The 24101-nt window shown below is 35.5% G+C and carries 23 protein-coding genes; 4 read left to right on the top strand and 19 right to left on the bottom strand.

Annotated features, from left to right (window positions below):
* Positions 1-211 precede the first annotated feature (211 nt).
* Positions 212-1870 (top strand): S8 family peptidase, encoded by a 1659-nt coding sequence (locus tag ACMA47_RS22620; protein ID WP_413931593.1) that lies wholly within the window; start codon positions 212-214, stop codon positions 1868-1870.
* Between the two features lie 89 nt (positions 1871-1959).
* Here ACMA47_RS22620 and ACMA47_RS22615 read toward each other — a convergent pair whose 3' ends face one another.
* From ACMA47_RS22615 to ACMA47_RS22550, 14 genes are all read right to left on the bottom strand, one after another.
* The gene (locus tag ACMA47_RS22615) at positions 1960-2472 is read right to left on the bottom strand and encodes a hypothetical protein (RefSeq protein ID WP_062672154.1); all 513 of its coding nucleotides are present in this window, start codon (positions 2470-2472) and stop codon (positions 1960-1962) included.
* 60 nt (positions 2473-2532) lie between these two features.
* Complete coding sequence (locus ACMA47_RS22610) at positions 2533-3072, bottom strand: hypothetical protein (protein ID WP_413931592.1); 540 nt, start codon at positions 3070-3072, stop codon at positions 2533-2535.
* Positions 3073-3126: 54 nt separating this feature from the next.
* Positions 3127-3780, bottom strand: a complete 654-nt coding sequence (locus ACMA47_RS22605) for a DUF1361 domain-containing protein (RefSeq protein ID WP_413931591.1) — start codon at positions 3778-3780, stop codon at positions 3127-3129.
* Positions 3781-3837: 57 nt separating this feature from the next.
* Positions 3838-5208, bottom strand: a complete 1371-nt coding sequence (locus tag ACMA47_RS22600; RefSeq protein ID WP_413931590.1) for a DUF4153 domain-containing protein — start codon at positions 5206-5208, stop codon at positions 3838-3840.
* A 66-nt stretch (positions 5209-5274) separates the two neighbouring features.
* Positions 5275-5571, bottom strand: a complete 297-nt coding sequence (locus ACMA47_RS22595) for a hypothetical protein (RefSeq protein WP_413931589.1) — start codon at positions 5569-5571, stop codon at positions 5275-5277.
* 9 nt (positions 5572-5580) lie between these two features.
* Entirely contained in the window at positions 5581-6066 is a 486-nt protein-coding gene (locus ACMA47_RS22590; protein WP_034695844.1) for a Coq4 family protein, read from the bottom strand.
* Between the two features lie 25 nt (positions 6067-6091).
* Positions 6092-6388: a hypothetical protein gene (locus ACMA47_RS22585; protein WP_034695842.1), complete on the bottom strand. Its 297-nt coding sequence runs from the start codon at positions 6386-6388 to the stop codon at positions 6092-6094.
* Between the two features lie 30 nt (positions 6389-6418).
* Entirely contained in the window at positions 6419-6709 is a 291-nt protein-coding gene (locus ACMA47_RS22580; RefSeq protein WP_413931588.1) for a hypothetical protein, read from the bottom strand.
* Between the two features lie 64 nt (positions 6710-6773).
* Positions 6774-7064: a winged helix-turn-helix domain-containing protein gene (locus tag ACMA47_RS22575; RefSeq protein WP_034695841.1), complete on the bottom strand. Its 291-nt coding sequence runs from the start codon at positions 7062-7064 to the stop codon at positions 6774-6776.
* A 95-nt stretch (positions 7065-7159) separates the two neighbouring features.
* Complete coding sequence (locus ACMA47_RS22570; RefSeq protein ID WP_413931587.1) at positions 7160-7780, bottom strand: hypothetical protein; 621 nt, start codon at positions 7778-7780, stop codon at positions 7160-7162.
* Positions 7780-8397, bottom strand: coding sequence for a hypothetical protein (locus ACMA47_RS22565; protein ID WP_413931586.1), 618 nt, complete (start codon positions 8395-8397; stop codon positions 7780-7782). Before ACMA47_RS22565 ends, ACMA47_RS22570 begins: the two co-directional genes overlap by 1 nt.
* A 165-nt stretch (positions 8398-8562) precedes the next feature.
* On the bottom strand, positions 8563-10062 hold the full coding sequence (locus ACMA47_RS22560) for a RagB/SusD family nutrient uptake outer membrane protein (RefSeq protein ID WP_413931585.1): 1500 nt from the start codon (positions 10060-10062) through the stop codon (positions 8563-8565).
* Between the two features lie 11 nt (positions 10063-10073).
* The gene (locus tag ACMA47_RS22555; protein WP_413931584.1) at positions 10074-13037 is read right to left on the bottom strand and encodes a SusC/RagA family TonB-linked outer membrane protein; all 2964 of its coding nucleotides are present in this window, start codon (positions 13035-13037) and stop codon (positions 10074-10076) included.
* Positions 13038-13466: 429 nt separating this feature from the next.
* Complete coding sequence (locus tag ACMA47_RS22550) at positions 13467-14231, bottom strand: enoyl-CoA hydratase/isomerase family protein (protein WP_413931583.1); 765 nt, start codon at positions 14229-14231, stop codon at positions 13467-13469.
* Between the two features lie 257 nt (positions 14232-14488).
* On the opposite strand from ACMA47_RS22550, the gene ACMA47_RS22545 reads away from it, so the two are divergent.
* Both ACMA47_RS22545 and ACMA47_RS22540 read left to right on the top strand, forming a co-directional pair.
* Positions 14489-15040 carry a phage tail protein gene (locus tag ACMA47_RS22545; protein WP_413931582.1) on the top strand — a complete coding sequence of 184 codons (552 nt, stop codon included), beginning with the start codon at positions 14489-14491 and terminating at the stop codon, positions 15038-15040.
* 36 nt (positions 15041-15076) lie between these two features.
* On the top strand, positions 15077-15898 hold the full coding sequence (locus ACMA47_RS22540; RefSeq protein ID WP_413931581.1) for a T9SS type A sorting domain-containing protein: 822 nt from the start codon (positions 15077-15079) through the stop codon (positions 15896-15898).
* A gap of 87 nt (positions 15899-15985) precedes the next feature.
* On the opposite strand, the gene ACMA47_RS22535 is transcribed toward ACMA47_RS22540, so the two are convergent.
* From ACMA47_RS22535 to ACMA47_RS22525, 3 genes are read right to left on the bottom strand one after another with little or no spacing between them, the layout of a single operon-like run.
* Complete coding sequence (locus ACMA47_RS22535; RefSeq protein WP_413931580.1) at positions 15986-18670, bottom strand: DEAD/DEAH box helicase family protein; 2685 nt, start codon at positions 18668-18670, stop codon at positions 15986-15988.
* A 57-nt stretch (positions 18671-18727) separates the two neighbouring features.
* Positions 18728-19414: an SMUG2 DNA glycosylase family protein gene (locus ACMA47_RS22530; protein WP_413931579.1), complete on the bottom strand. Its 687-nt coding sequence runs from the start codon at positions 19412-19414 to the stop codon at positions 18728-18730.
* Between the two features lie 2 nt (positions 19415-19416).
* Positions 19417-20187: a DUF4241 domain-containing protein gene (locus ACMA47_RS22525; RefSeq protein WP_413931578.1), complete on the bottom strand. Its 771-nt coding sequence runs from the start codon at positions 20185-20187 to the stop codon at positions 19417-19419.
* A gap of 233 nt (positions 20188-20420) precedes the next feature.
* Here ACMA47_RS22525 and ACMA47_RS22520 point away from each other — a divergent pair, with 233 nt between their 5' ends.
* Positions 20421-21098, top strand: a complete 678-nt coding sequence (locus ACMA47_RS22520; protein ID WP_413931577.1) for a lysostaphin resistance A-like protein — start codon at positions 20421-20423, stop codon at positions 21096-21098.
* 59 nt (positions 21099-21157) lie between these two features.
* Here ACMA47_RS22520 and ACMA47_RS22515 read toward each other — a convergent pair whose 3' ends face one another.
* Both ACMA47_RS22515 and paaZ read right to left on the bottom strand, forming a co-directional pair.
* Complete coding sequence (locus tag ACMA47_RS22515; protein WP_156121380.1) at positions 21158-21319, bottom strand: bacteriocin-like protein; 162 nt, start codon at positions 21317-21319, stop codon at positions 21158-21160.
* A 201-nt stretch (positions 21320-21520) separates the two neighbouring features.
* Positions 21521-24016, bottom strand: coding sequence for a phenylacetic acid degradation bifunctional protein PaaZ (gene paaZ / locus ACMA47_RS22510; RefSeq protein WP_413931576.1), 2496 nt, complete (start codon positions 24014-24016; stop codon positions 21521-21523).
* Positions 24017-24101 lie beyond the last annotated feature (85 nt).

The following is a 24101-nucleotide window of genomic DNA, read 5'->3' as shown; positions in this document are numbered from 1 at the left end:
TTTTGATTAATATGCATAAAATATATCCTTCATTAAACCTCACAGGTTTTAAAAACCTGTGAGGTTTATCATTCATCAACAAAGAAATCCTTTATACAAAAGAAAAGAGTAAAAATTTAAAAAATAAAATCACAAAAAAGTGATTTGTTTTCATTTTATTATTATTTTTGATATAAATCAAAACTGATTTACAACCATTTAACAAAATCGTATGAAAACAAAAATCAACTTTTTCGCAGTACTTGCGTTCTGTTCTACTCTGTCTTTCGGACAGGACAGCCAGCCTAAAATGGCTAATGATCAAAATTCAATTATTTACGTATGCTTTTCAAAAGGCATCAATTCTGAAAAAATGGCTTTCAGCAGAAACGCTGATCTGGAAAGATTCTCAAGAGAAAACCACATCTCATTTAAGTATGATCTGGATTTTACGGACAGCAAACTTGATGAAATGGCCAGAAGCAGCAAAGCCATCGGTAATTCCGGAGAATCTGTGGAAAAACTGAAAAGAATCTATAAGGCTGATATTCCTCTTCAAAATAAAGAAGCTTCAGAAAAAATCATTCATACTCTTGAGAGATTTCCTGAAATAGAATATGTATCTGTAATGAGTGCCGAGCCTATCGAACCACCTTTGGTAAATGCTTTTGTGGCGACTCCTGATCTGGAAAGCCTGCAGACCTATCTGAATGACAATCCTGGAATCAATGCCAAATACGCATGGTCAAGAGGAATCACAGGACAGAATATCCGTGTACGTGATGTAGAATATGGTTTCTACAAAACTCATGAGATGCTGTCTAACCAAAATTCAATTCAACTTGAACCCGGTTATTCTCCTAATGCAGGATTGGCCAATAATAACTATCGCGACCATGGAACTGCTGTAGTAAGTATTTTAGGTTCTATAAAAGACAATATAGGGCTTACGGGAGCTGCTTACAGTGCTTCCGAAATAAAAGGTTATATGGAATGGACTACGGTAGGATACAACAGAGCTTCTGCAGTAAGCAGATCTATCAATGCATCTCAGGCCGGAGATATTATACTATACGAAATGCAGACTGGTGGAAAAGACGGTCAGTATTGCCCTGCGGAATATGACAAAGTAATCTGGGATCTTACAAAAGCTGCTACTGATTCAGGAATTATTATCATTGCAGCGGCAGGTAATGGAAATCAGAATCTGGATGACCCGTTTTATGCAACGTATCTTGCGAGAGGAAACAGTGGTGCTATCATTGTAGGAGCAGGATCTCCTAATACTACCCATTCGAAACTAAGCTTCAGTACTTTTGGAAACAGAGTGGATGTTCAGGGTTGGGGAAGCAGTGTGATGGCTGCAGGTTATGGATCTTATGCGAAATATGACAATGACAACAACAGAACTTATAATTATTTCAGCGGTACAAGTTCTGCAACACCTGTGGTTTCTTCTGCGGCTATTTTGATTCAGTCTTTCTATCGTCAGACTACAGGTCAATATTTAACACCTTCAGCGATGAAAAACCTTTTAATTTCAACAGGAATTCCTCAGGGAGGAACGGTGACGGGTCAAAAGATAGGACCTCTTCCTAATGTGAAGAATGCTATCCTTCAACTGGAAAGTAATTTTGTAGCACCTGTTAAGACTTTACCTTCATTAGAGGTTAAAATTTATCCTAATCCTTCCAGCAGTTCCATTGCTATTAAAAGCAGCGAAAATAAAAAACTGGATGTAGAGATTATTAACCTTCAGGGACGTACAGTGATTAAAAATTCAGTTTTACCGAATGAAAAGATTGATATTTCACAACTTCCTACGGGACAGTATATCATCAATATTAATGAGGGCCAGAGAAGAGTTGTTGAGAAATTAACCAAACTCTAGAATACAAGATTTTTTTATACATTTTACTTCACATCAAACCCTCTTTCAGAAAAATGAAAGAGGGTTTTTACTATCAATTTTTATTGATTTTATTTTGCTGGAACGCTGCTGAAATTAAGTGCTACTTTGATGTTCATATCAGAAGAGGTCTGATTTTTCAATTCATAAACGGTTCTTACCGTTAACCCTGAACTTTTTACAATTTCATCCAAAAATCCGGTATCATTAAGATCAAGATTTAAGCTGGAAGAATTCGTAGAGATATTGGAACGTGAAGCCACTAATCTTTCTCCTGTTCCGTTAGATGAAACGTATATTTTTACAGTTTTGAATGCACTCAGATTTCCTCCGGAAGGAGAGGCCACAGAGATTTTCGCATCTGAAATTCTTACATCTTTAATTTTTGCATTATTATTTCCTCCGAACCAGGTCTGTACATTGGTAGCCGTTGCAGTGGAAGAAACTTCTTTATCCGCAGGAACTCCTGTAGACACTAAAACATTCGTTGTGTAGGGAAATGTATTCTGAACCAGCGACTGTACAGTTCCGCAACTTACAAGTACAGCTGAAGCAGCCATTGCTGTTAGAACTATATTTTTCATAATTTTAAATTTTAAACTTCAGAGTTTAGTTTGCAGAAATTGTACCAAATTGATTAGGCCTTATTCTACAGTTACTGTAAAACTTCCCTTGGTATTTCCTGAAGCCATATTACTTTTTCCGATAATCAGCCATACTTCACCTTGTCCGGGAGTATCATAAGTAATTTCTCTTCCAAAAGGTCCGTCGTAGTTCCCGTTTGGAAGTCTTATCTGATTGAAACGGATATTAAAATCTTTCTCTTTAGTTGAAATTTTAGCTTTGATATTCGGACGATCATAACGGGTCAGTTTTAAAATCAAATCCTGATCATCCTTTGTAAATTCTTCTCCAATTGTAAAAGGCAACTGGTTGGCATCTGCCGTTCTTATGATCTGGCCGTCTTTTTCATCTCTCATTACGCCTTTGCGCAATACTTCCTTAGTGACCGGGGCATTGTTAATAATTGAATCTTTTTTCCTTAATGCTACAGAATCTTTTTTTACCACAGAGTCCGGCATTTCTGTTACCACTGTAGAGTCCTTAGCCGGAACATTTGTCACAGCGGGTTCTTTTTTACAGGCAACAATTATCAAAGGAATTAACAATAAGCTTTTTTTCATAATAATTAATTTTAAGAATGGATCAACATGTATTATGCTGAGCTCATTGAAATGCTAAAATTGTTCCAATCCGTCGAATGTTTTATTTTCCGGTTGTAATTCTTTTTCATCATTTGTTCCTGCCCATTTAAATGTAAAGTACATAAAGTTGAGCATAATTCCCATCAAAACAGTTACTCCCCAAGTTTTGGTATATTCCATCGGATAGATGAATCTCACCACAATATCCGAGAACAGGCCAAAAGGATTGTTAAGAACATCCCAGCTATTCCATCTCAAAAACCTACCAAGATAGACTCCGAAGCTGCTCATGAAAAGAAAAAGGACAACCACTCCATTGATGATATTTCTATTCATATAATCAGAAAGTCTCTTTTCAATATCATGAAGACTTATAAAGCCACAGATCAGCCCCGTCCATGCATAGGAAAGAATCACAATGAGGTCATACCAGATCGGTATCTCATTTCTTGCTCTAAGGTGAAAAAGATCTGTAAGAATGTAAGGAGAATTGGGAAAGAACAATATCCACACTATTACTATAAAGATCAATGAAGTTTTGCTTTTGATAGTAAAGGCAAGAATAAAAGAACTTAGTAATAAAGGAATCCAGGCCAGAAACAGATTCCAGTTGAGAAACAAAAACACTTTTGTATCGCTGATATAATATCTGAAAGCTGACAGGCTGAAACAGAATATCGTCATCATTATCAGCGATATATTAATTTTAAATCTAGAGGATTCCGCTAAGTTTTTCATGATCTTTTATTGTATGGTCTGATAATATATGATCTTTGAAAGGAATGTTTTGGATGTTTCATTTTTCACTTTATCCTGCAAGGTCTTTTTAAGTTTCTGATCATTTTTTTCCTCTGCATATTTCAGGAGTGCTTTTTCACTGAAGTTGATGGAAGTTAAATGATAATTGATCACAAAATCTTTTCGTTTCATATTCTGAGAAGTAATAAACCCTCCCCAATTGAAATAGCTGCACACCAGAATGGTTCCATAAAAATACCAGATCATAGAGTTCACAAGAAAAATATTTCTTTTCTGCTTTTGAATTTTAATAAAAGTCAAACTCAAGCCAACTAATGATAACAGCAGGAAAGCAAGAACCCCTAATCTTTTATAGGTAAATCCATAATTAATAATATACTCATAGTTTTTAAGGGCTGCAGAAACAACAAGAACAGCATTGAGGAAAATCCAGATTTTGGCTAAAATTTTCAACAAACCTGCTTTTGGATCAAAATTAAATCCGGATTTAAAATAAAACATGATCACCAGAATTGCCATTATAATAGACATGATTACAGCATTCACTCTTTCATGGGTTTCTTCGGAAAGCTGAACCGGTGTTTTTACTGCTTCATAAAATTGTTCATAATTATAGGTAATAATAAAGAAGATCAATAAAACGTTCAATAAGACAAAAGAAATTACTCCACTCATTCTTTCTGCACTAAGGTCAAGAAAAGAATAAGTAGCTTTGGGAATTCTGGAATCTTTACTAAACTCATTATCCAGAACATGATTGTTTTTGTAGATGAGCTTTTCCACCGCATAGTTCCAGTAATTAAAGGCGATAAAAAACCCTAAAACCGAGAGACAGAATACCTGCCAAATGTTAAGGTCCAATTCATAATTGGTGAAAAGAGCAGCAAAATGATCACTTCCTGCAGAGTAAATTCCAAAGAAGACGGAAACCAGCACCAGCGGGATCAAGATGAAAGCGAATGTCTTTTGCCATAATCCTGGAATATTCTTCTTAGGCAGCCATTCATCAAAGCTGAAAAAACGGCAGAATGAAGTACAGCAGTTTACAATAAAAACCGGAATTAAAAATAGAATTTTCAATCTTCTGTTCTTCGATTTATACCCAAGCAAAAGCAGTGAGCTTGCCACCGCAATAAAGGATGGAAAATCTCCGAACCACGCAAATGCAATACTGGACAGGATACTTGTTCCAAAAAGTACATACAATGTTCTTGTTTTATTTTTTTCCGGTGTTCTAAACAGTGTCAATACAGCATAGACAATTCCCAGAATTCCAAGGTTCAGCCCTACGTCCTGATCATAAAAGACGATGACAAAGAGAAGGGCTGTAAGAAATATATAATGATGTGTTTTCATGAGGTTTATTATTTAATATTTAATGATTTAAAGGATTGAAAGATTTAAGGTGTACAAGTATAGAGATCAGCAAAAATTAAAGAATAGGGTGAGGTATAGAAAAGTAATAGGAATATTAAGTAGTAATAGAAGAACAGAATTTCCATTTCTTTTCTTTTCGGAAACATCACTCAGGTATTCCATCAACTCATATAAAGTGATCAACAGGTTGGTTACAGCAGCAATCACAACGTAATAAAACCCGAATATGATCAGAAATTCAGCTCTTGTGATCCAAAATAAAAGCAGCAAAAAGGTACCCAGCAAAAAGGAGAATAAAAATGTTTTTTCTCCCAACGGACTGAATTTTATTTTTCTCATCATCCTTAGTTTTTAATGAAGAACTACTGTTTCTTTCTGTTGAATAAAGTCTTTCACATGTTCATAATTCTGCCATAGCAATTCTTCAAAGTCCCAATGATGAAAGGCTCTCATATTTTGTCCCTTTTTATAAGCTTTGATATAAATTTTCACATATTCAGGGAGAATAATTGTTCCCAATACGATTGCAGCCAGAAGGTGCGCATTGAGTTTACCGTTTCCTAGAAGCAGATACTGCATAGCAATTTCATCTTCGAAGTTGGTTCCACAGCCGGTAATCAGGTGGTGAACATCATGGTTTTCCATCTTTGGGATCATGGAAAAGCCGTGTTTCCTGTAAAATTCTCCCAATTTTCGACCTAAGGAATCTTCCTGAAACTCCAATAGCTGTTTTTCATTGAACTGCCATTGTCTTTTTTTCTTTTTGAAATATTTTCTGTATAATTTTTGAGTTTTATCGTATACAAAAAGCAGGAATTGAACGCGTATTTTTTTCATAATAGTATTGATATATTTATAGATATTAATTAAAATACCCCAAGCCTATAATAGCATAAGTAAATGCAATGGGAATATTGGCAGTCAAAATAAGTATGGCTATCATACATTCTTTAAATTTTGATGTATTTATAACACCATATGTCAGGAACCCTAATATGCATAATAAATTGACTGGCACTCCGAAAACGATTAGCAGATACCCTGCTCCGGCAAACCAGTTATCTTTTGTAATAAGAGCTCCTAAAAGACAAAGAGTTCCAATTGAAAAAAATATTCCGAATACCGCCTTGCCTAGATTTATTATTTCTGAATCTTTCATTATTATTTAGGTTTAATCACAAATCAAATTTTAGCTTCCGGCAAACGGACTTCCGAAAATCCCTACTGCTAATTCAATCCATACCAATGCTATAGCCAGCAAAATGAAAATACATATCATCACTTTCTGACTTTGTTTTTTAATTCTGTTTCTGACCAGATTGATGAGAAAAGCGGTTGTAAAAAGCAAAGCTCCTGCAATCAGAAAATCAGATCCTGACCAGTTTACTTCATTAGACACTAGATTTCCAACCAATGGAATACTTAGTAAAGCCAATGGAAGGGCATAAATTGTGAGTGTTTTTTGTTTTTGTGTTATCATCTTATTTAATTTTAAAATATAAAGTACTTTGTAATTCAAAGTTAATTTTCAAAAAAATATAGGACTATCGCCCTAATAATTTTTCAAGTGCATTCAAATGTTCCGTAAAAGCTTGTCTTCCACTTTGTGTAACGCGATAAGAGGTTTTAGGCTTCTTTCCAACAAATTCTTTTTTCACTTCTATATAACCAGCTTTCTCCAGTGCATTGCTGTGGCTTGCCAGATTCCCATCAGTTATTTCGAGCAGGTTTTTCATTTCGGAAAAATCAACCCAGTCGTTAACCATAAGAACAGACATAATGCCCAGTCTTACACGGCTTTCGAATTCTTTATTGAGCTGATTTATTTTGATCATTTTACTTTATCTTATTTATTCTGAAATAGCCAAAATCTGACTATCTTTCATTTTCTTTATTTCTCTATTAATACAGCCTGAAGCAACTTTTACAGTTAAAAAATTAATATTAACTTCCATATGTACACCGCTCCCATACTGACAATAAGAGATAAAAACATTATCAACAAAGGCCAATAGCCCATAATATCGTTTTTCCTTTCTGAATAAAATTCAGTTGTATCTACTAGATTGAGTTTTTTATTTACATGTAAGGCACTTAACTCTTTCTCTGTTTGAAAAGTTTTTACCTCATTTGTTTTTAAATCCACGAAAAAATATTCGTTGTCAAATGTTTTTCCAAAAACCTGGCTACCCAATTCTTCTATTTTAGCCACCTGTGAAACCAATGTCAGCCCATTTCCAGTATTAATACTTGCCTGTTCAGGCAAATCAATAAATAATAGCTGATAATCATTTTTCAAAGGAACATACCAGGCATCACCTATTCCAATATCTACTTTTTTATTTTCTGACACAATGGATAAGCTGATAATTCCGACAATATAGAATGTATAAAATGCCACAAAAGGTCCTATAAATGCCAATATCATTTTATTCCTTCTTTTTTCTTTTCCACTTATAAAATAAGTAAGTAAACAACCTACAACAGCACAGATAAAACCGAAAACTGATACAGCAACAAGGTGTATTAATATGACAAAACCAATTCCCATTACTTATACTTCTTATGCATGATCAATCCATACACAATATGCAGAACACCAAAACCAATGGCCCAGAACAGCAATCCCCATCCTAAAAAGAACAAAGAAATAAGTCCTAAAATAATCTCAAGATATCCTAAATACTTTACATCCGTTAACGTATATCGTTCTGCGGCTACCAGAGCCAATCCATAAAAAATAAGCGTAGCCGGAGCAATGAAAACAAAAAGATGATGATAAAGAAGCGCGAGACAAAAGACACCTCCTGCTACCAAAGGCACTGCAAAGGTAATCAAAAGTCGCTTTGTTGTGGCATCCCAGATCTTCAAACCTTTCTTTTTGCTTTTATGGGCTGTAAAAATATAACCACTAAGGACAGCTACAACCAAAATAGCAATCCCAGTCAGAACAAGTTCTTTAACCAAGGCAGGTCCCAGAATATTTCTGTCTCCATCAAGATAATTAATCCCTTCTCTCTGAAAAACAAAATACACATATACGGCTCCAATAATAGCCGTTAAACCCGCAACAACTCCGGATAAACCACTTAGCGAAATAAATCTGGAGGACCGTTCCATCATAGAACGGATATGGGATAAGTCTTCGTGATAGTTTTTTGAATCCATAAAAAGAACTTTGAATTACAAAGTTATAATTTATTTTGAATCTACCAACTCTTTATTTTAGATTTTAAAATATTTTTTACTGAAAACCTCATCGTTTATTTAGCCATAAAAAAAGAGAACCCCACTAAAGCAGGATTCTCAATCATATATTAAAATCTGTACGTGTTATAATGGATTCTGAACAATCAATGGATTAGCGTTGATTTCAGTTCTTGGAATCAGAAATTCCCAACGTAAATCCGTGTTAGCCACTGTCATTACGTTATTGGTAACTACCGAAGAATGGTTAGCTCCTGTTCTGTCTAAACCTTGATTTAATCTCTTAAGATCTAAGAATCTGAAACCTTCGCCCCAGAATTCAAACCTTCTGCTGTCAAGAATTTCTGTAATATAAGCTGCACCAGTTGTAGTAGCCCCAGTATATGATGGGTTTCTGTTTTTCGCAAATACGTTGAAAACTGCTTTAGAACCAGCTTCATTTCCAGATCTGGCCAAAGCCTCCGCTTCAATAAGATACATTTCTGCTGATCTCATATAAGGAACATCTACTCTACTGTCTGCCTGACTTGCAGCAATGAACTTCTGGCTTGTATATGGGAATTTAGAATATGTTGAAGGCAAGGCAAGCGCTGTATGCGCTCCTGTTGGATCAAAATTCTTAGTTCTTACATCTGAGGATGGGAATGAAAGAAATAATTTACTATTAATCGCTTTTGGAGCCTGACGAATATTAGTAGAGTTAAAGTTTCTTGACATATACGCTCCAAAATTTGAAAACGTATCTCCTTGATCTGCGATGATGGTAGCTCCCCACATCCATTCTCCATTGCCTGCCAGATTATTAAAGCCTGCATTATAAGTAGCATTATCCATCAATGGAAATCCTGCACGAGCCGATTGAGCTGCAGTTACGGCCGCCGCATAATTCCCTTGCGTTAAAGCAACCCTAGCTCTCAATCCTAAAATTACTTTATCATTAAAATGTGATTTTGTGAGTCTTGAGTTTCCAAGTCTAGCAGTAGCCTCATCAAGATCTTTATTGATCTGTGTATACACTTCTTCTACCGTATTTCTTGCTAAAGGGATTTCATTTGCGACTAATCTGATAGGAACACCTAACTGAGTATTATTAGCACCTGGCACATATCTTTTACCATAAATCTGAACCAGCATATAATAACAGAAAGCCCTGAATGCATACGCTTCACCAATTGCTATTTTAATAGTAGCTGCATCAGCTGCAGTAGGCGCAGGAACTGAAGGACCATTAGCAATAACCATATTTGCATTTCTGATCAATGCATAATAAAACTGGTAAGGATAAAGGTCATTGGAAGCATTATCATTTACCTGATCCTGCCATCTTACAGCTGAGACATACCAGCCATTTCCTGTAGATGGAAAAACAAGGTCATCTGCCAAAGCATCCATTATAATCATAATTCCGCCATGCCCATTCTGCCCTTGATCACTTTGTCTGAAATACATATCTCTATGCATTCCATTTACAATGGCCATAAGGTTAGCAGAACTTGAATAAGCAGCTTCTTCAGAAGCCGCAGTAGTAGGATCTGTTTCCAGATAATCACTCTCACATGAGGCCATTCCTGTAAAGACTGAAAGTACAACAGCCCATTTTATATATTGTCTTGCGATATTTTTCATTACTTAATTATTTAAAAAGATACATTAAATCCAATTGTTACCACTCTAGCCGGAGTATACCTGTTTGATGCAGTACCGTTGAATGCCTGAGCAGGTTCCAGTCCTTTTCTTGCTGTTTTACTCCATAAGTTTTCACCTGAAACAAGGATTCTTAATCCTGAAACTCCAAGCTGAGATAAAGTTTCCGGAGTAAAGCTATAACTTAAAGTAGCTTGTCTGAAGGTAAGAAAATCGGAGCTTACCAACCATCTTGACGAAGCCGCATTCGAACTGGTATATGTTGAGGTACTCAAAGCTGGAACATCAGTGATCTGCCCAGGCGTAGTCCATCTGTCCAGAATATCCGTACTTAAAGCTCCACCTTGTGAGTAACTGGACATCAATGCAGCATAGTTGGAATCATACGTTTTTCCTCCTAACTGATAGGTAAACATTGCAGATAATGACCATTGTTTATAGGTTATTGTAGTTCCGAAACTTCCAAACAAGTCAGGAATTGCTGTACCTGAATAATCATATTTTGCTTTATTGAAATTAGTAGTAACCTTTTCACCATTCACTGTTCTGATATCAGCAGCTGTTGTATTAGCATAGGCATCAGCAACAAGGAATAAAGGAGAACCGTCAGCCGGATCTACCCCGTACCATTGTCTCAACCAATAATCATATACTGAGTGTCCTACAGAAATCTTTTTAGTTCCGTTAATAATTTCTGTGATTCCATTGGAAAGCTCTGTAACCTGATTTTTAAGTGTTGATGCATTGGCATTGATATTCCAAACAAAATTTTGTGTTTTAATAACGTCTGCATTAATACTGAATTCAAATCCACGGTTATACATAGTCCCTACATTTCTACTGATCGTATTATCAGGAACACCTGCAGAAACCGGAAGAGGAACCGGGAAGATCAAATCTTCAGTAACTCTGTTATAATATTCTACAGACCCTGTAATTCTATTATTTAAGAATCCAAAATCGATCCCCACATCGGTTTGTTTGTTAGCCTCCCAGGTAATCGAAGGATCCGCCAAAAACCCAAATAAAATCCCTGGTTCCTGCGCATTATTATATCCTAAAGTATAAGTACTTTTATACATATAATAACTGTCTGTTCTATCATTTCCTACTTCACCATAAGAACCCCTCAGCTTCAATTCACTGATAAGGTTAGAATTGCTTAGGAACTCTTCTCCTTTCAGTCTCCATCCAGCACCAAGAGACCAGAATGAATCCCATCTTACATCTTTAGCAAATCTAGATGAACCATCCCAACGGATAGATCCTGAAAGCAGGTATTTTGATTTGTAATCATAATTTAATCTCGAAAAGACCCCTTCTTTTCTGTAATTGTCTGTACGTGAAGTAAGCGTTGACGGAGTAACAAAGTTAACCAGTTCGTCATTATCATCTACAATCTGACCTTTTTTATACCCATATAGGTACTCGTACATAAATTTATAGTTTTCATGCCCTAAAAGGAATTCAAAATTATGATCTCCAAATTTTCTTTTATAATTCAGGAGCTGATTCCATGTAAAGGTTTGTTCTGTAAAACTATATTTTTCTGCTGAGCCTCCGGGAGCCGCATCACCAATAATTTTATTTCCGTAGGTACTTCTTCTGTTATTTCTGATATCATACCCTACATTAGTAGACAAAGTAAGATAAGGGTCTACTTTGATTTCAGCATAGCCTCTGGAAATAATATAATAGTTTTTAGATAGATCTTTGTTTAAAAGTGTTTCCTGAATTACGTTTCTTCCTGCCGCTGCATCAGCACCTCTGGCACTTCCTGCATCATACACAATATTTCCTGCAGCGTCATAAAGGGTAGCAAATGTATTAGGGTCATGAGCATAAGGACTGTAGATCGGCCCCATCGTTCTTGTCCATCTGTATGGGTTGATATAAGCAGAATTATTATCCACTCCTTCTACGGAATTGTTTCCATTGGAAGACACTCCACTGATACTTGTTCCCAGTTTCAACCAGCTTTTAACTTGTGAATCTACTTTTAATCTCGCTGTAAATCTTTCAAAATCAGATTTGATAAGATATCCGGTTTCATTGGTATATCCTACGGAAGAAAAATAGGTTGTTGTATTACTTCCTCCACTGTAATTCAATTCATAATTCTGTCTGAATCCGGTATTCATCAAAGGTTTCTGCCAGTCTAAATCGGTATATTTCAATTTAGCATTTGGGTTTAATACTCCATCAATAACTAACTGATGAGGGTCAACATCAAATACATTTGTTTTTAGAACTCCAGCTCCAAATGGAACGTTTCCTGTAACCAAAACTATAGAGGCGTAATTATTAGCTGCAGCAAGCCCTAATGATGGATTAGAGGCAAATCTACCATTTCTGAGGGCTTCCCAAATAAGCGGATAATATTGATAAACATTCACTCTGTCATATTCCGGGATTGATCTCCCTACTGCTCCGGTACTCATACTAAAGTTGAATGCATCTTTTCCTTTTCTACCGGATTTGGTAGTAATCAGAACAACACCATTAGCAGCTGCAGAACCATACAAAGAAGTGGATGCAGCATCTTTCAGGATATTGAATGATGCAATATCATTGGGATTAATTGCTGCTAGAGAACCTGTATATATGGTACCATCTACTACATATAAAGGATTTGTTGTAATACCATAAGAACCTATTCCACGGATTTGGATACTAGGTGAACTTCCAGGCTGACCTGTACCTGTACTTACTTTCACACCGGCACTGGCACCATCCAACGCCTGTCCAATACTTGTTATTGGTCGATCAGCAAATTGTTTTGCTTTAACTTCTGTATTGGAGCCAACCATTGTTTCTCTTTTCTGGCTTCCGTAAGCAACCACCACAATTTCATCAATTTTAGTATCCTGCGGTATTGTGTCGCGCTTAGCCTTTTGAGCTTCTACCATGTGTCCTCCTACAAAGAACAACACAGCAGTACTTAGTATTAACTTCATTTTCATATTTAACATATTTTAACAGTATGAATGCAAATATATGCAACAAAAATTAATAAAAAGGCAATAAAAAAGATAATTAAATAAATTAAACGCAAATGATTTATATTTTTAATCAATTATTTAATATTGATTAAAAATATAAGTTAAAATTAAATTAATTTAGTTTTATAAATATTAAACAATTATTTAAAATTTGTTAAAACAATAAAAATATCACACTGAAAAAACTAGTTTATTAAAACTATAAGATAATTAAACCAAATAACATACAAACAATACAATTAAGAAAACATGATAAAAAATGCTGGATTCCTATGAAAAAAAATATCAGAATCTTAGATTCTGATAAAGCATAAAAAATCCGGAAAAGCAAATGCTTCCCGGATCATATCTAGATAAAATACTTTTTTAAAACAATTAAAAAAATTACTTCACTCTTAATCTTTCTTTAATAGACTCAATATTTTTCTTTGCAGAATCTTCAAGGATAAGACTGGCACTCATATGAATTCTTGCCGGCATTAGCTCATTGAAGTGATCTGTTCCTTCCCAAGAAACTTTTTTAATTAGCGCTAGAGCATCACTGCTTCTTGACGCTAAAGTCTGTAAAAACTTCTCTAGCTTTTCATCCATTTCCTCAATAGTCTCTGAAACGGAATGATAAACATTATGTTGCTCAGCCCATTCTGCAGATCTGAAGTCTGCATCAATTGCCATTGCAGAGAATTGTGACTTCCCTATTTTTCTTTCAACATAAGGCCCAATTACAAAAGGTCCGATTCCAAGATTGATTTCAGTAAGTGCCAGCGCTGAATCTTTAGTAGCAAAACAATAATCTGCTCCGCAGGCAATTCCTACTCCTCCACCGGTAGTTTTCCCCTGAACTCTTACCACTACAATTTTTCCGCAGTTTCTCATTGCATTTAAAACTTTAGCAAAACCTCCGAAAAATTTCGTGGAAGCTTCCAGTTCCTCAATGGCTAATAGCTCATCAAAACTTGCTCCTGCACAAAACGCTTTCTCACCTACACTTTTTACTAAAATAGCTTTCACTTCTTCTTTTGCTCCTTCTTCAAGGATGGTTTCTGCCAGTTTTTCTAAAATTGCTCCCGGAAGAGAGTTGCTTTTGGGTGTTCCGAAAGTGATTTCGGCAATATTATTTTTAATTTCTGATGCTACAAATTCGCTCATTTTTATTTTTATTGGATTCTTACAAAAATACGAAATACAGCTCGTTCAGAGAAACTTAAAGTATAAATTTTCTTTTTTTAACGCGCATATTTCACAACATCTATTACGTAGAAATACGGAGTTTTTAATTTGGTATTTTCTACTCTAGCACCACCCTACTATTAATCGTTCCTTTGAACTGAGAATAAATAATCAAAAGGCGGATTCTGAAAAGCCTTTAAAAGAGTAAGAAATTTAAAAACTAAAAAAATATCATCATGGAAGAGTACATTGGAATTGTAAAATTATTTGCAGGAAATTTCGCACCTAGAGGCTGGATGTTTTGTGACGGAAGTCTAATAAGCATTTCAAGAAATTCTGCCTTATTCTCTATTTTAGGAACAACTTATGGTGGAGACGGTATTACTACGTTCGCTCTACCTAACTTAAAAGGACGTATGGCCTTAGGAGCAGGAAATGTAAATGCCAACCAATTTTATCCTTTGGGAGTAGTATCAGGAACCACACAAAATACCCTTTTAACATCCAACCTTCCAAGTATAGGTGCCGGCTTTCAGCTTAAAGTAGCTAATAAAAATGCCAATTCATCTACCCCTATGGCCACTTCAACAATTGCTATCTCAGGAACACAAGTGGGAAGAGATTTCAATGCAGTACCTAGTTTTGTGAATGATGCTAACCCTGATACGATTATTAATAATCAAAGTATTGCCTTCATAGGACAAAATCTGCCTGTGAATAATATGCCACCTTATCTAGGTTTAAATTATATCATTTGTGTTGAAGGTATTTATCCTCCAAGAGATTAATATCTATACAATAACCTAACATTTAAAACAAAAATCATGAAAAGCACTACTTTTTTAACAATCTGTAGTCTGCTCATTTCAATTTTCTCATTCGGGCAGACCAGTACGGAACAATTTGAGACAGAATCGAACGGAAGTACAAGCTTCACCGATAATGGAGTCATTTTCAATATCATTTCACATGTAAGTGTTTTTGATATTCAGGGGAATTTCCCGGGAACCGGATGGAGCGGAACAGCCAATGATAACAGATACATTGATAATTCCAACGATACTCAATCTCCGCCATCATTCAGTATAAAAACCACTTCTAATTTGTTTAAAGTAAACCGATTCTGGATGTATCTTTCTGCATTGAACCTGGACCTTAATGTAGCAGGAAATCTGACTATAACCGGAAAATTAAGCGGAGTAACAAAATTTACGCAAACAAAAACTACCGGATTTGCAACCAGCTTAGGAAGTACAAATGGATACACTTTGATTGATCTCACCAACTTAAATGGTCAGAATTATTCAAACATTGTGATTGATGAATTACAAATCACCGCAAACGGAGCTTTCCGATATGTAGGTTTGGATGCTTTCACCTGGGTGAAAGACAGCAATCTGGTACTGGGGACTTCGGAAGCTAAAAGCATTAAAAAAGACTTGACTGTTTATCCTAATCCAACCCACGGACCTATTTCTATCACTACAGAAAAAGCCAATGAAGCTAAAATCTATGGTCTGGATGGTAAAATGCTGAAAACTATACAAACTCAAAAGGGAAATAATGAAGTTAATATTTCAGAGCTTCCAAAAGGAGTTTATATCATTAAGACAGCAACAGAATCTACCAAAGTTATTAAAAACTAATCGTAAGAAATTTCACAAGTTCCATATTCCCACAAAGATTCTAATTCATGAATGACAAATCCCTTTCGACGAAGGGATTTTGTCATTTTATCGGGTCCATTTATGGAGATGCTCTATCCTTCCGTTTCTATTGAGTAAAGCCTGGAATCTCAATTTTAATAAGATTTTACGTCCGTCGATAGTTCTTGTGAAAACCAGCTCAGATTTCCCTATCATTTTATCCCATAGTTTTTTAAAAAATTCTGCATTTTTTTTATTTTTTGCAAAAATCTCAGGTATTGGATAATACATATCTTTCTTCAAAAATAATAACCCTTTCTTTTGTTTCAATAGGTATCTTGGATTATCTATTTGTGATACCAATTCCTGTAAAGTTTGTATAAACTGGGCATTTTCATACTGACTTCCTCCGTCCAGATAGCAAAATGCATTTTTATTTTTATCTGAAGAACTTACAATTCTAAGTTTTTCAATAGAGGTACGGATTACTTTTTCATGGATCAAGCCATATAGGATTATTTCAGCAAGGGAACTAAGCTGTCTTCCAACATTTTTACATCTTAAATACTGTTTTGTAGACCTATATAGTTTCCCTCCATAAACAACTATACCTGCAATGCCAAATAGAGAAACCAGTAATGAAAAACTTTTTACAGATTTAATTTCATCAATATTTCTGAGAAGTCCCATCAGAAGATCCTGACAAAATAGCAATAGGGAAGAAACCATTATTTTTGCAAAATTCCCACTCATTTTACCCAGATAATCCATCCGCACTTTCCCCATACCTGTCATATTAACTGAAGGGACCTCAATTTCTTCCACCAAAACACTTCCTTTATCAAGGGCAGTTTTCCATCGCTGAGCAAGAGCTGTCCTGTCTTTTGCCCATGCAAAGAATATCTGATTGATTTCTGGTAATTCTTCTTTACGTTCTATCGTTTTAATATTGAGTCGTTCAAAATTATTTTCAATGGTAACCTCATCTTTGTAGGAAATCCCAACAAAAGTTTTAAATCTTTTCTTTATATTACTGAAATCCTGTCCACCATCAATATCATAGGAATCAAAACATATCAGATGCCAGATATTTCCTGTTTTGTTTATATTATCTTTATCTGTTCTGATAACCCTACCTCTCATTTGATTAGAGAGCACAAAAGAACTTACAAAACTGGCCAGCACAAGGCTATTCATTTTGGGTGCATCCCAACCTTCTCCTAACAAAGACTTTGTCCCAATTAAGACCTGAATTCCTCCACATTGAAAAATCTCAGTTATTATATGAACCACATCATGTTTTATCTGATCTGTAAGACTAATTATCAAATAACTCTGATCATAGGAGAGAGCTGAAAAAGATACTCCAGATATACTCTTTTTTACACAAAGCTGATCAAACATATCCTTTGCACTCGAAGGTACGAGCACCAAACTACCTGTAAGAATACCTATTTTTTTATTTTGCGAATTTTCTCTTCTAAGTTTTTCAAATATTGGAATCGCTCCAATTTTATCAAGACTTACTATATTCTCGGTACTATTGCTCAGATATTCTTTTTTAATAAAATCCGTGAGAATTACCATTCTGAGGTCTTCTTTAAGAACTGAAAACTCAAAATCTGCAATTTCCTTTATGCCCTGAAGTTTTCCAATACTTGAATTAAGAATCTGATTTACATTTTTACTATTATAAAAACTGATTGTTCTTTGTTCAAGAAACCCCAATCTTCTGAGCTTATTCCCAAGATCTGCCCGGTGCTCCTCATATTTTTTAAAATTAATTTCATCCAATAACAGATAAAAATCAAGAAGTTCTTCCATCCAGAAGAAATCAAATTCAGGAACATATTTTTGTTGGTCTCCAATGATATTAAAATGGATATCCAAAATCTCCTTTCCTCTGAAATGAAGATAAACAAGTCCCGAAGTATACGATGATATATTTTCGTAAATCCATTCCAAATACACAGCTGGATGCTGATAAACAGGATGCTGTTCAAGAGCTTCAAGCAGTGTATCATCATTTTGAACTTCTTCGAAAAATGTGGCTGCATGATGATGATAGTATTCAATTTTTTTCTCCTCCTCTTTTGAGGGCGAAGTAAAATAAACCAAATCCTGATGAGGACAAAGATCTCCTTCAATCATCAATTCAGGAACAGAAATTTCTATATCAATAGGGCCATTCAGTTGAATATATTTTTGCCATTCGGAACCAGAAACATCAAAAGGAGGTGTCGCGGTAAGAGCAACAACTGTAGGACTAATTTTATTTTTCAATTCCATTAGACTTCTCCACCAGGCATTTTTCAAATGATGCGCTTCATCCAGAATAAGAGTGCCCACTTTTTGCTTCTCTAGCTTTTTAATAATTTCTGCAACTGAGATTCTTGAAGATTTTTTTATCAGATCTTCGTCTTGTTCATCTATTCCAGAAGCAGAATGAATGCCCTGATAAGTGGTAACAGTTATAATTCCAGGATTTTTAATATCAGAAGATATCCATTCAGGAATAGTTTCTGTATCCAGAAAAAGTTCACAAAATCTCTGAATCCATTGGTTTTTGATCGCTAGCGTGGGAGTAACAATCAATGTTGGCTCACCAAGTCTCAGCATTATTTCCAATCCAAGAATAGTTTTCCCAGAACCAGGAGGAGCCGAAATATGGAGATGATTATCGTGCAGATAGTCATCCATATTGTCTAAAATTTTCTTCTGATAAGTTCGCCAGTCGTATTTAAAAGTAGTGTTTTTAGGGAAAACATTCATAATCACAATTTAATAAAACTAAGCATACAATCATAGAAAATCATGTGATCTCATGTTTCATTTCTGCAAAGCTAAAATATACTTGTCTATATAAAGCTGTTTTTCTTTCAATTTGTACTGTTGGATATATCTTGGATGTTCCAATACCGTCATTTTATCGAACAGTTTTGCTTCTTTATTTAATTTTGAAATAAAATCAGCATTCTTCTTACCCAGGATAAAAACCTCTGATGTGTCGAGAGTAAGACTGATATGCTTCTTCAGAGATTCAATCATAAAGTCTTTTACCGCTTCGAAGAGTTTTTTATCATCATAGTAATTAGCATTCAGCCATCCGTTTTTTGTTTTTCTTACGATGGCCAATGGAAATGGAGAGTTGATATAAATATCTTTGTAAAAAATATCAGCTCCACCATAGCCCTCTATCATGTCATACATAAACACGGAAGAAATTTCATGGGTATGAGCAGATTCCATTTTGATTTCGCAGACACTTTCCAATCTTTTGGTATCGGTAAACGGAACTCCTGTTACTCCAGCGCCATGACGGCTTGGGTTAATTCCAATGATAAATTTTCTTCGAGATGAATCATTATAATATTTATGATAAAACTTCTGCATTACCATTAATGTTTCAGGATTTTCCAGATACGGATTCAAAACATCAAAACCTTCAGGTAAATCTCCTGTATAGTTCAGGCTTTCATTGAACGTAATAACATGGTCTGCAAAAGTTGTATTCATATTTAGTTTTTAGAAAAAATAAAATTTTCAGGCTGATCGTCGTCAATATCCTCATCTTCATCTTCTTCACTTAAAGCCAATTCAATATCAATAAATTGAATGTATAAACCACATATCTCTCCATTGTCATCATAAGCAAAATAAACAGGATAGCTGCCGTCACCAAAGCCACTAGCAAACATCGGAATCTGATAATTGGTATTCGGAACCGTCCAATTGATCCAGTCTCCTGCTTCTCTCTGATTGTTGGGATAATCTTTATAGCTTTGTGAGAAAAGCCCTGCAAAATAATCATCATAAACATTGTCTACATTTATTTCATCAACAAATTGATCTACAAAAGGAAGCACTTCTTTATCCGCAATACAACCTAAACCAGCATCTACCTCAAAGCCAAAAAAATCTTCATTGGTTACCCCCTCCAATTCTTCAATCCCAACCAGGGCCTCTCTATAAATAACAGGTTTTTCTTTGGTAAATTCAACTTTTACAACAGCATATCTATTTCCCCAATCTTCAGATTTTACTACAGCAATAGTTACAGGAAAATTCCCTTTCGGAGCCTGAATAAAATAAGGCGATTGATTGGCATTCAGAGACACCAGCGGATCTCTTATCACCACTTTTCCGGAAGGAAGAGAAACATTTCCGATTTCCATCACCTCCATTTTCTGCCCCAGAATTTCATCAGAAGTAAAATATGTTTCAAGATCTGTAGGGCAAACCAGAATATTTTTTACTCCTTCCCATTTTTGCATCCAATTTTCATTCATTGCTCTTGATTTTATGATTGAATCTTAAAATTAGTACTTTTTTACAAGAGAAAGAAGAAGTTGAAACTAAGAATCTATTACAACTTAATCATTCACTCAAATAATTATTGATCAAAAAGAAACTGAATCATCATATTTTATCATCCCATTCCCAAGTTTTAATTCATATTATTTTTTTATTAAATTCGTTTTCAATGAAATAGCAATTTCACTCAACTAAAAACTTTTAACCTATGATTGGAATTATCATTGAGCTTATCATTTCATGGCTTCTCCTTAAGTTTATAGCAAAAAAGGATCTTTCTGTTTTAGGATTTAAACCTAACCCAACAAGGCTTGTTCATTGGAGCATTGGTCTTCTTTTGGCGGCTACCATTTGCAGCCTTTATCATATCATGACAACATCCTTTATCAATAACAGCTGGATTTTAAATAAACAGTTAACATTCTCTGCTGCATTAATGAACTCATGGTGGGTTATAAAATCTGTATTGTTTGAAGAATTACTTTTCAGAGGAGCTCTGCTTTACCTTGCTATTGAAAAATGGGGAATTACAAAAGCCTGTCTTTTATCTGCTGCCTGCTTCGGAATCTATCATTGGTTTTCTTATAATGCATTCGGGAATCCTTTTCAAATGGGAATTATTTTTGTGATGACCGCCATCTTTGGGTGGATGCTGGCTATATCTTTTGCTAAAACTCAATCTCTATATCTTCCAATAGGTCTCCATCTGGGCTGGAATTTGTTTAATATTATTGTATTTTCAAACGGTCCGTTAGGCCAACAACTCTTCATGAAAGCCAATGTAAACCATCTGGAAGGAATTCCTTCATTGCTTATCTTTTTGTTTCAAATATTTGCTTTACCTCTTTTAATGTATGGATATTTTAAAACTAGGAATAAATCATAAAAATAAAACTGCAAATCAAAAGAAATTGCAGCTTTATGTATATTTTAAGTTTAAAAAATCTAAGAATCAGCACATATATAACATGCTCTGGCAATATCAGGCCATCTTCCAGGAAGACAACAGCTTCCGGGAGGACAAGGATTAAGGGCACAAGACCAGTTTGGTCCGGAACCTTTAAGAGATCTCAACTCATGTCTTGAAAGTTTTTTTAAGTTTTTCATAGTGGTTTGTTTTGATGTTCTCTCCTACTCTATATGCTTTTCGGATTTCGCCTATTAAAGTTAATAATTTTCAAATAAAAACAAAATAACTAACTGAAATAAAACACATTGCAATCAACCAACATCCTTATCAAGGGTAATCGTCCATTAAAAAATCCCTTTCAATTACTGAAAGGGATTTCAAACTTATATTTTCCTGAATTAAATCAATCCAAACTGCTGGAAGTGGTGGGTAAAATGTTTTTTATGCATCAGCTCCCACATCTCTTTATTCAGTTTTCCGAAAACGTAATTCATGTGCTCTGCCTGTGGATTTTCTTTGTAATAGATCACAAATTTCTTCACATTATCTATGAATGACTGTTTTGCTGCTTCCAGATTTTTGTGAGTAAGTTCCGGAAGTGAGCCATCCTGTGGAAGGAATGGAGCTGTAAATTCTTTTGGCATTGCTCTGTGGTTATAAAGAGAATCCTGCCATTTTTCAAGATTTTCTTCCGGAGTGAAGCATTTTTCTGCCTCCGGCTCTCCAAAACTTACCAATACTGCTTTCTCAAGATGCTCAATCATCTGCTGTGGAGACATTTTTCCCCAAAGAGAAGGTGTAGTTTCTGTTAATCCATTCAGTATTTTCTGAACGTTTTTAACATTCAGATCGATGAAAGGAGATTGTTTTGCTACCAATGTTAAAATTGTTGCCACGCAAACGACCTCATCTCTTTGATTCACCACTTCAACCAGCCATTTTACAACGCCGGAAGGAATATTTCTTCCTTTTACACCTCTGTTGATTTTTTCTTTTGCTGTCAAATACACCGTAATAGTATCTCCTGCATATACAGGTTTGAAGAAGCTACATTCTTCCAATCCATAGTTAGCAATAACAGGTCCTTTTTTCCCTGAAACGAATAATCCTGCTGCTGCTGAAAGGATAAAATATCCGTGAGCAACAGTTTTATCAAAGATGGTACCTGTTAAACTTGTAGCATCTGTATGCGCATAGAAATGATCCCATGAAACATTAGAGAAGTTAACAATATCTGCATCAGTAACTGTTCTTCCCGCTGTTTCTAAAGAATCTCCTACTTCTACTTCTTCAAAATATTTCTGGAAAGGATGTTTATCTGAGAATTTTTTCTCTGCTCCCTGCTGGTAGATCTTAGTAATTGCTTTCAACACATCCGGTGATCCCTGAATTGCTGTTTTCTGTAGGAAGAAATGAAGACCGCTCAGTCCACCCATTTCTTCTCCGCCACCTGCTCTACCAGGACCTCCGTGCATCAAGGTCGGAAGCGGTGAACCGTGACCAGTACTTTCCTTGGCATTATCTCTGTTCAGTACAAAGATTCTTCCATGTTGGGAAGCCATTTTCCAGGAAGTTTCTGCGATAAAGTTCTCGTCATGAGAAATAATAGATCCTACCAAACTTCCTTTTCCTCTCTTTGCCAATGCAGCTGCTTCTTCAGCATCTTTATACGGCATTAATGTAGATACCGGCCCGAAAGCTTCTACATCGTGAGAGATATTTTTTTCGAAAGGCTTGTCATTCAGGAATAATTTCGGACTCATAAATGCTCCATTTTCATAGTTAGCATCTACCAGCTCGTGTTTTCCATCATAGACAAGTTCTGTTTCTGATTTTAAAATATTTACTTTTCTCAGAACTTCTTCGTACTGCTGTCTTCCCACCAAAGATCCCATTTTGGTTTCTCTGCTTAATGGGTTTCCGATTTTTGTTTGATCCAAAGCTTTAGACAAAGCATTCTGAACGTCACCGATTAAATGCTCAGGAACGATGATTCTTCTGATTGCAGTACATTTCTGTCCAGCTTTTGTCGTCATTTCGTTACGAACTTCTTTGATGAACAGATCGAATTCAGGTGTTCCCGGTTTTGCTTCCAATCCTAAGATAGAACAGTTCAATGAATCTGCTTCCATGTTGAAACGAACCGCATTTCCTGCAATAGACGGAAGTGATTTTAATTTTCTTCCTGTATTGGCTGAACCTGTGAACAATACAGAATCTCCATCCTGCACATAATCTAAGATATTTCCCGGTTCTCCACACACTAACTGAACAGCTCCTTCAGGCAATACTCCACTTTCAATCATATCCTGAAACACTGCATTGGTAAGGTAAGATCCGAAAGGAGATGGTTTTACAATAGAAGGAACTCCAGCCAATAAGGAAGTGGAAAGTTTTTCCAACATTCCCCATACCGGAAAGTTATAGGCATTAATCTGTACAGAAACTCCTTCACTTGGTGTCAAAATGTGAGTTCCCAAGAAAGTTCCGTTAGCAGAAATCTTCTGAGTGTCTCCATCTACCCAAAATGAGGTATTGGGAAGCATTCTTTTTGCCAGTCCGGAGTAGGTAAAGAAAGTTCCGAAACCTCCTTCAATATCCACCCATGAATCTACGTGGGTAGCTCCTGTTTTGTATGATAAATCATAATATTTTTTCTTTCTTTCTAACAGATAAAGAGCTACTTTTTTCAGCATTTCCCCACGGTCGTAGAAAGTCATTGAAGAAAGATTTTTATATCCTACGGTTCTTCCGTAATCAAGAGCCTGTTCAAAATTAAGTCCCTCTGTATCGGAAACAGCTACCTGTTCTCCTGTAACGGCATTGTACAAGGGAACTCCGCTTCCGGTACCTTCTACCCATTGTCCGTAGATATAGTTTTTTAACTTTTCCATATAGTTTTTTACTTTTGCTTAGATTAATCTTTTTAATAATTTCATCTAAACCTTATAGGTCTTCGAGACCTATAAGGTTTGAATC

This window comes from Chryseobacterium sp. T20 (assembly GCF_047345655.1).
Lineage (GTDB): Bacteria > Bacteroidota > Bacteroidia > Flavobacteriales > Weeksellaceae > Chryseobacterium.
This window is presented reverse-complemented; position numbering and strand designations above follow the sequence as displayed.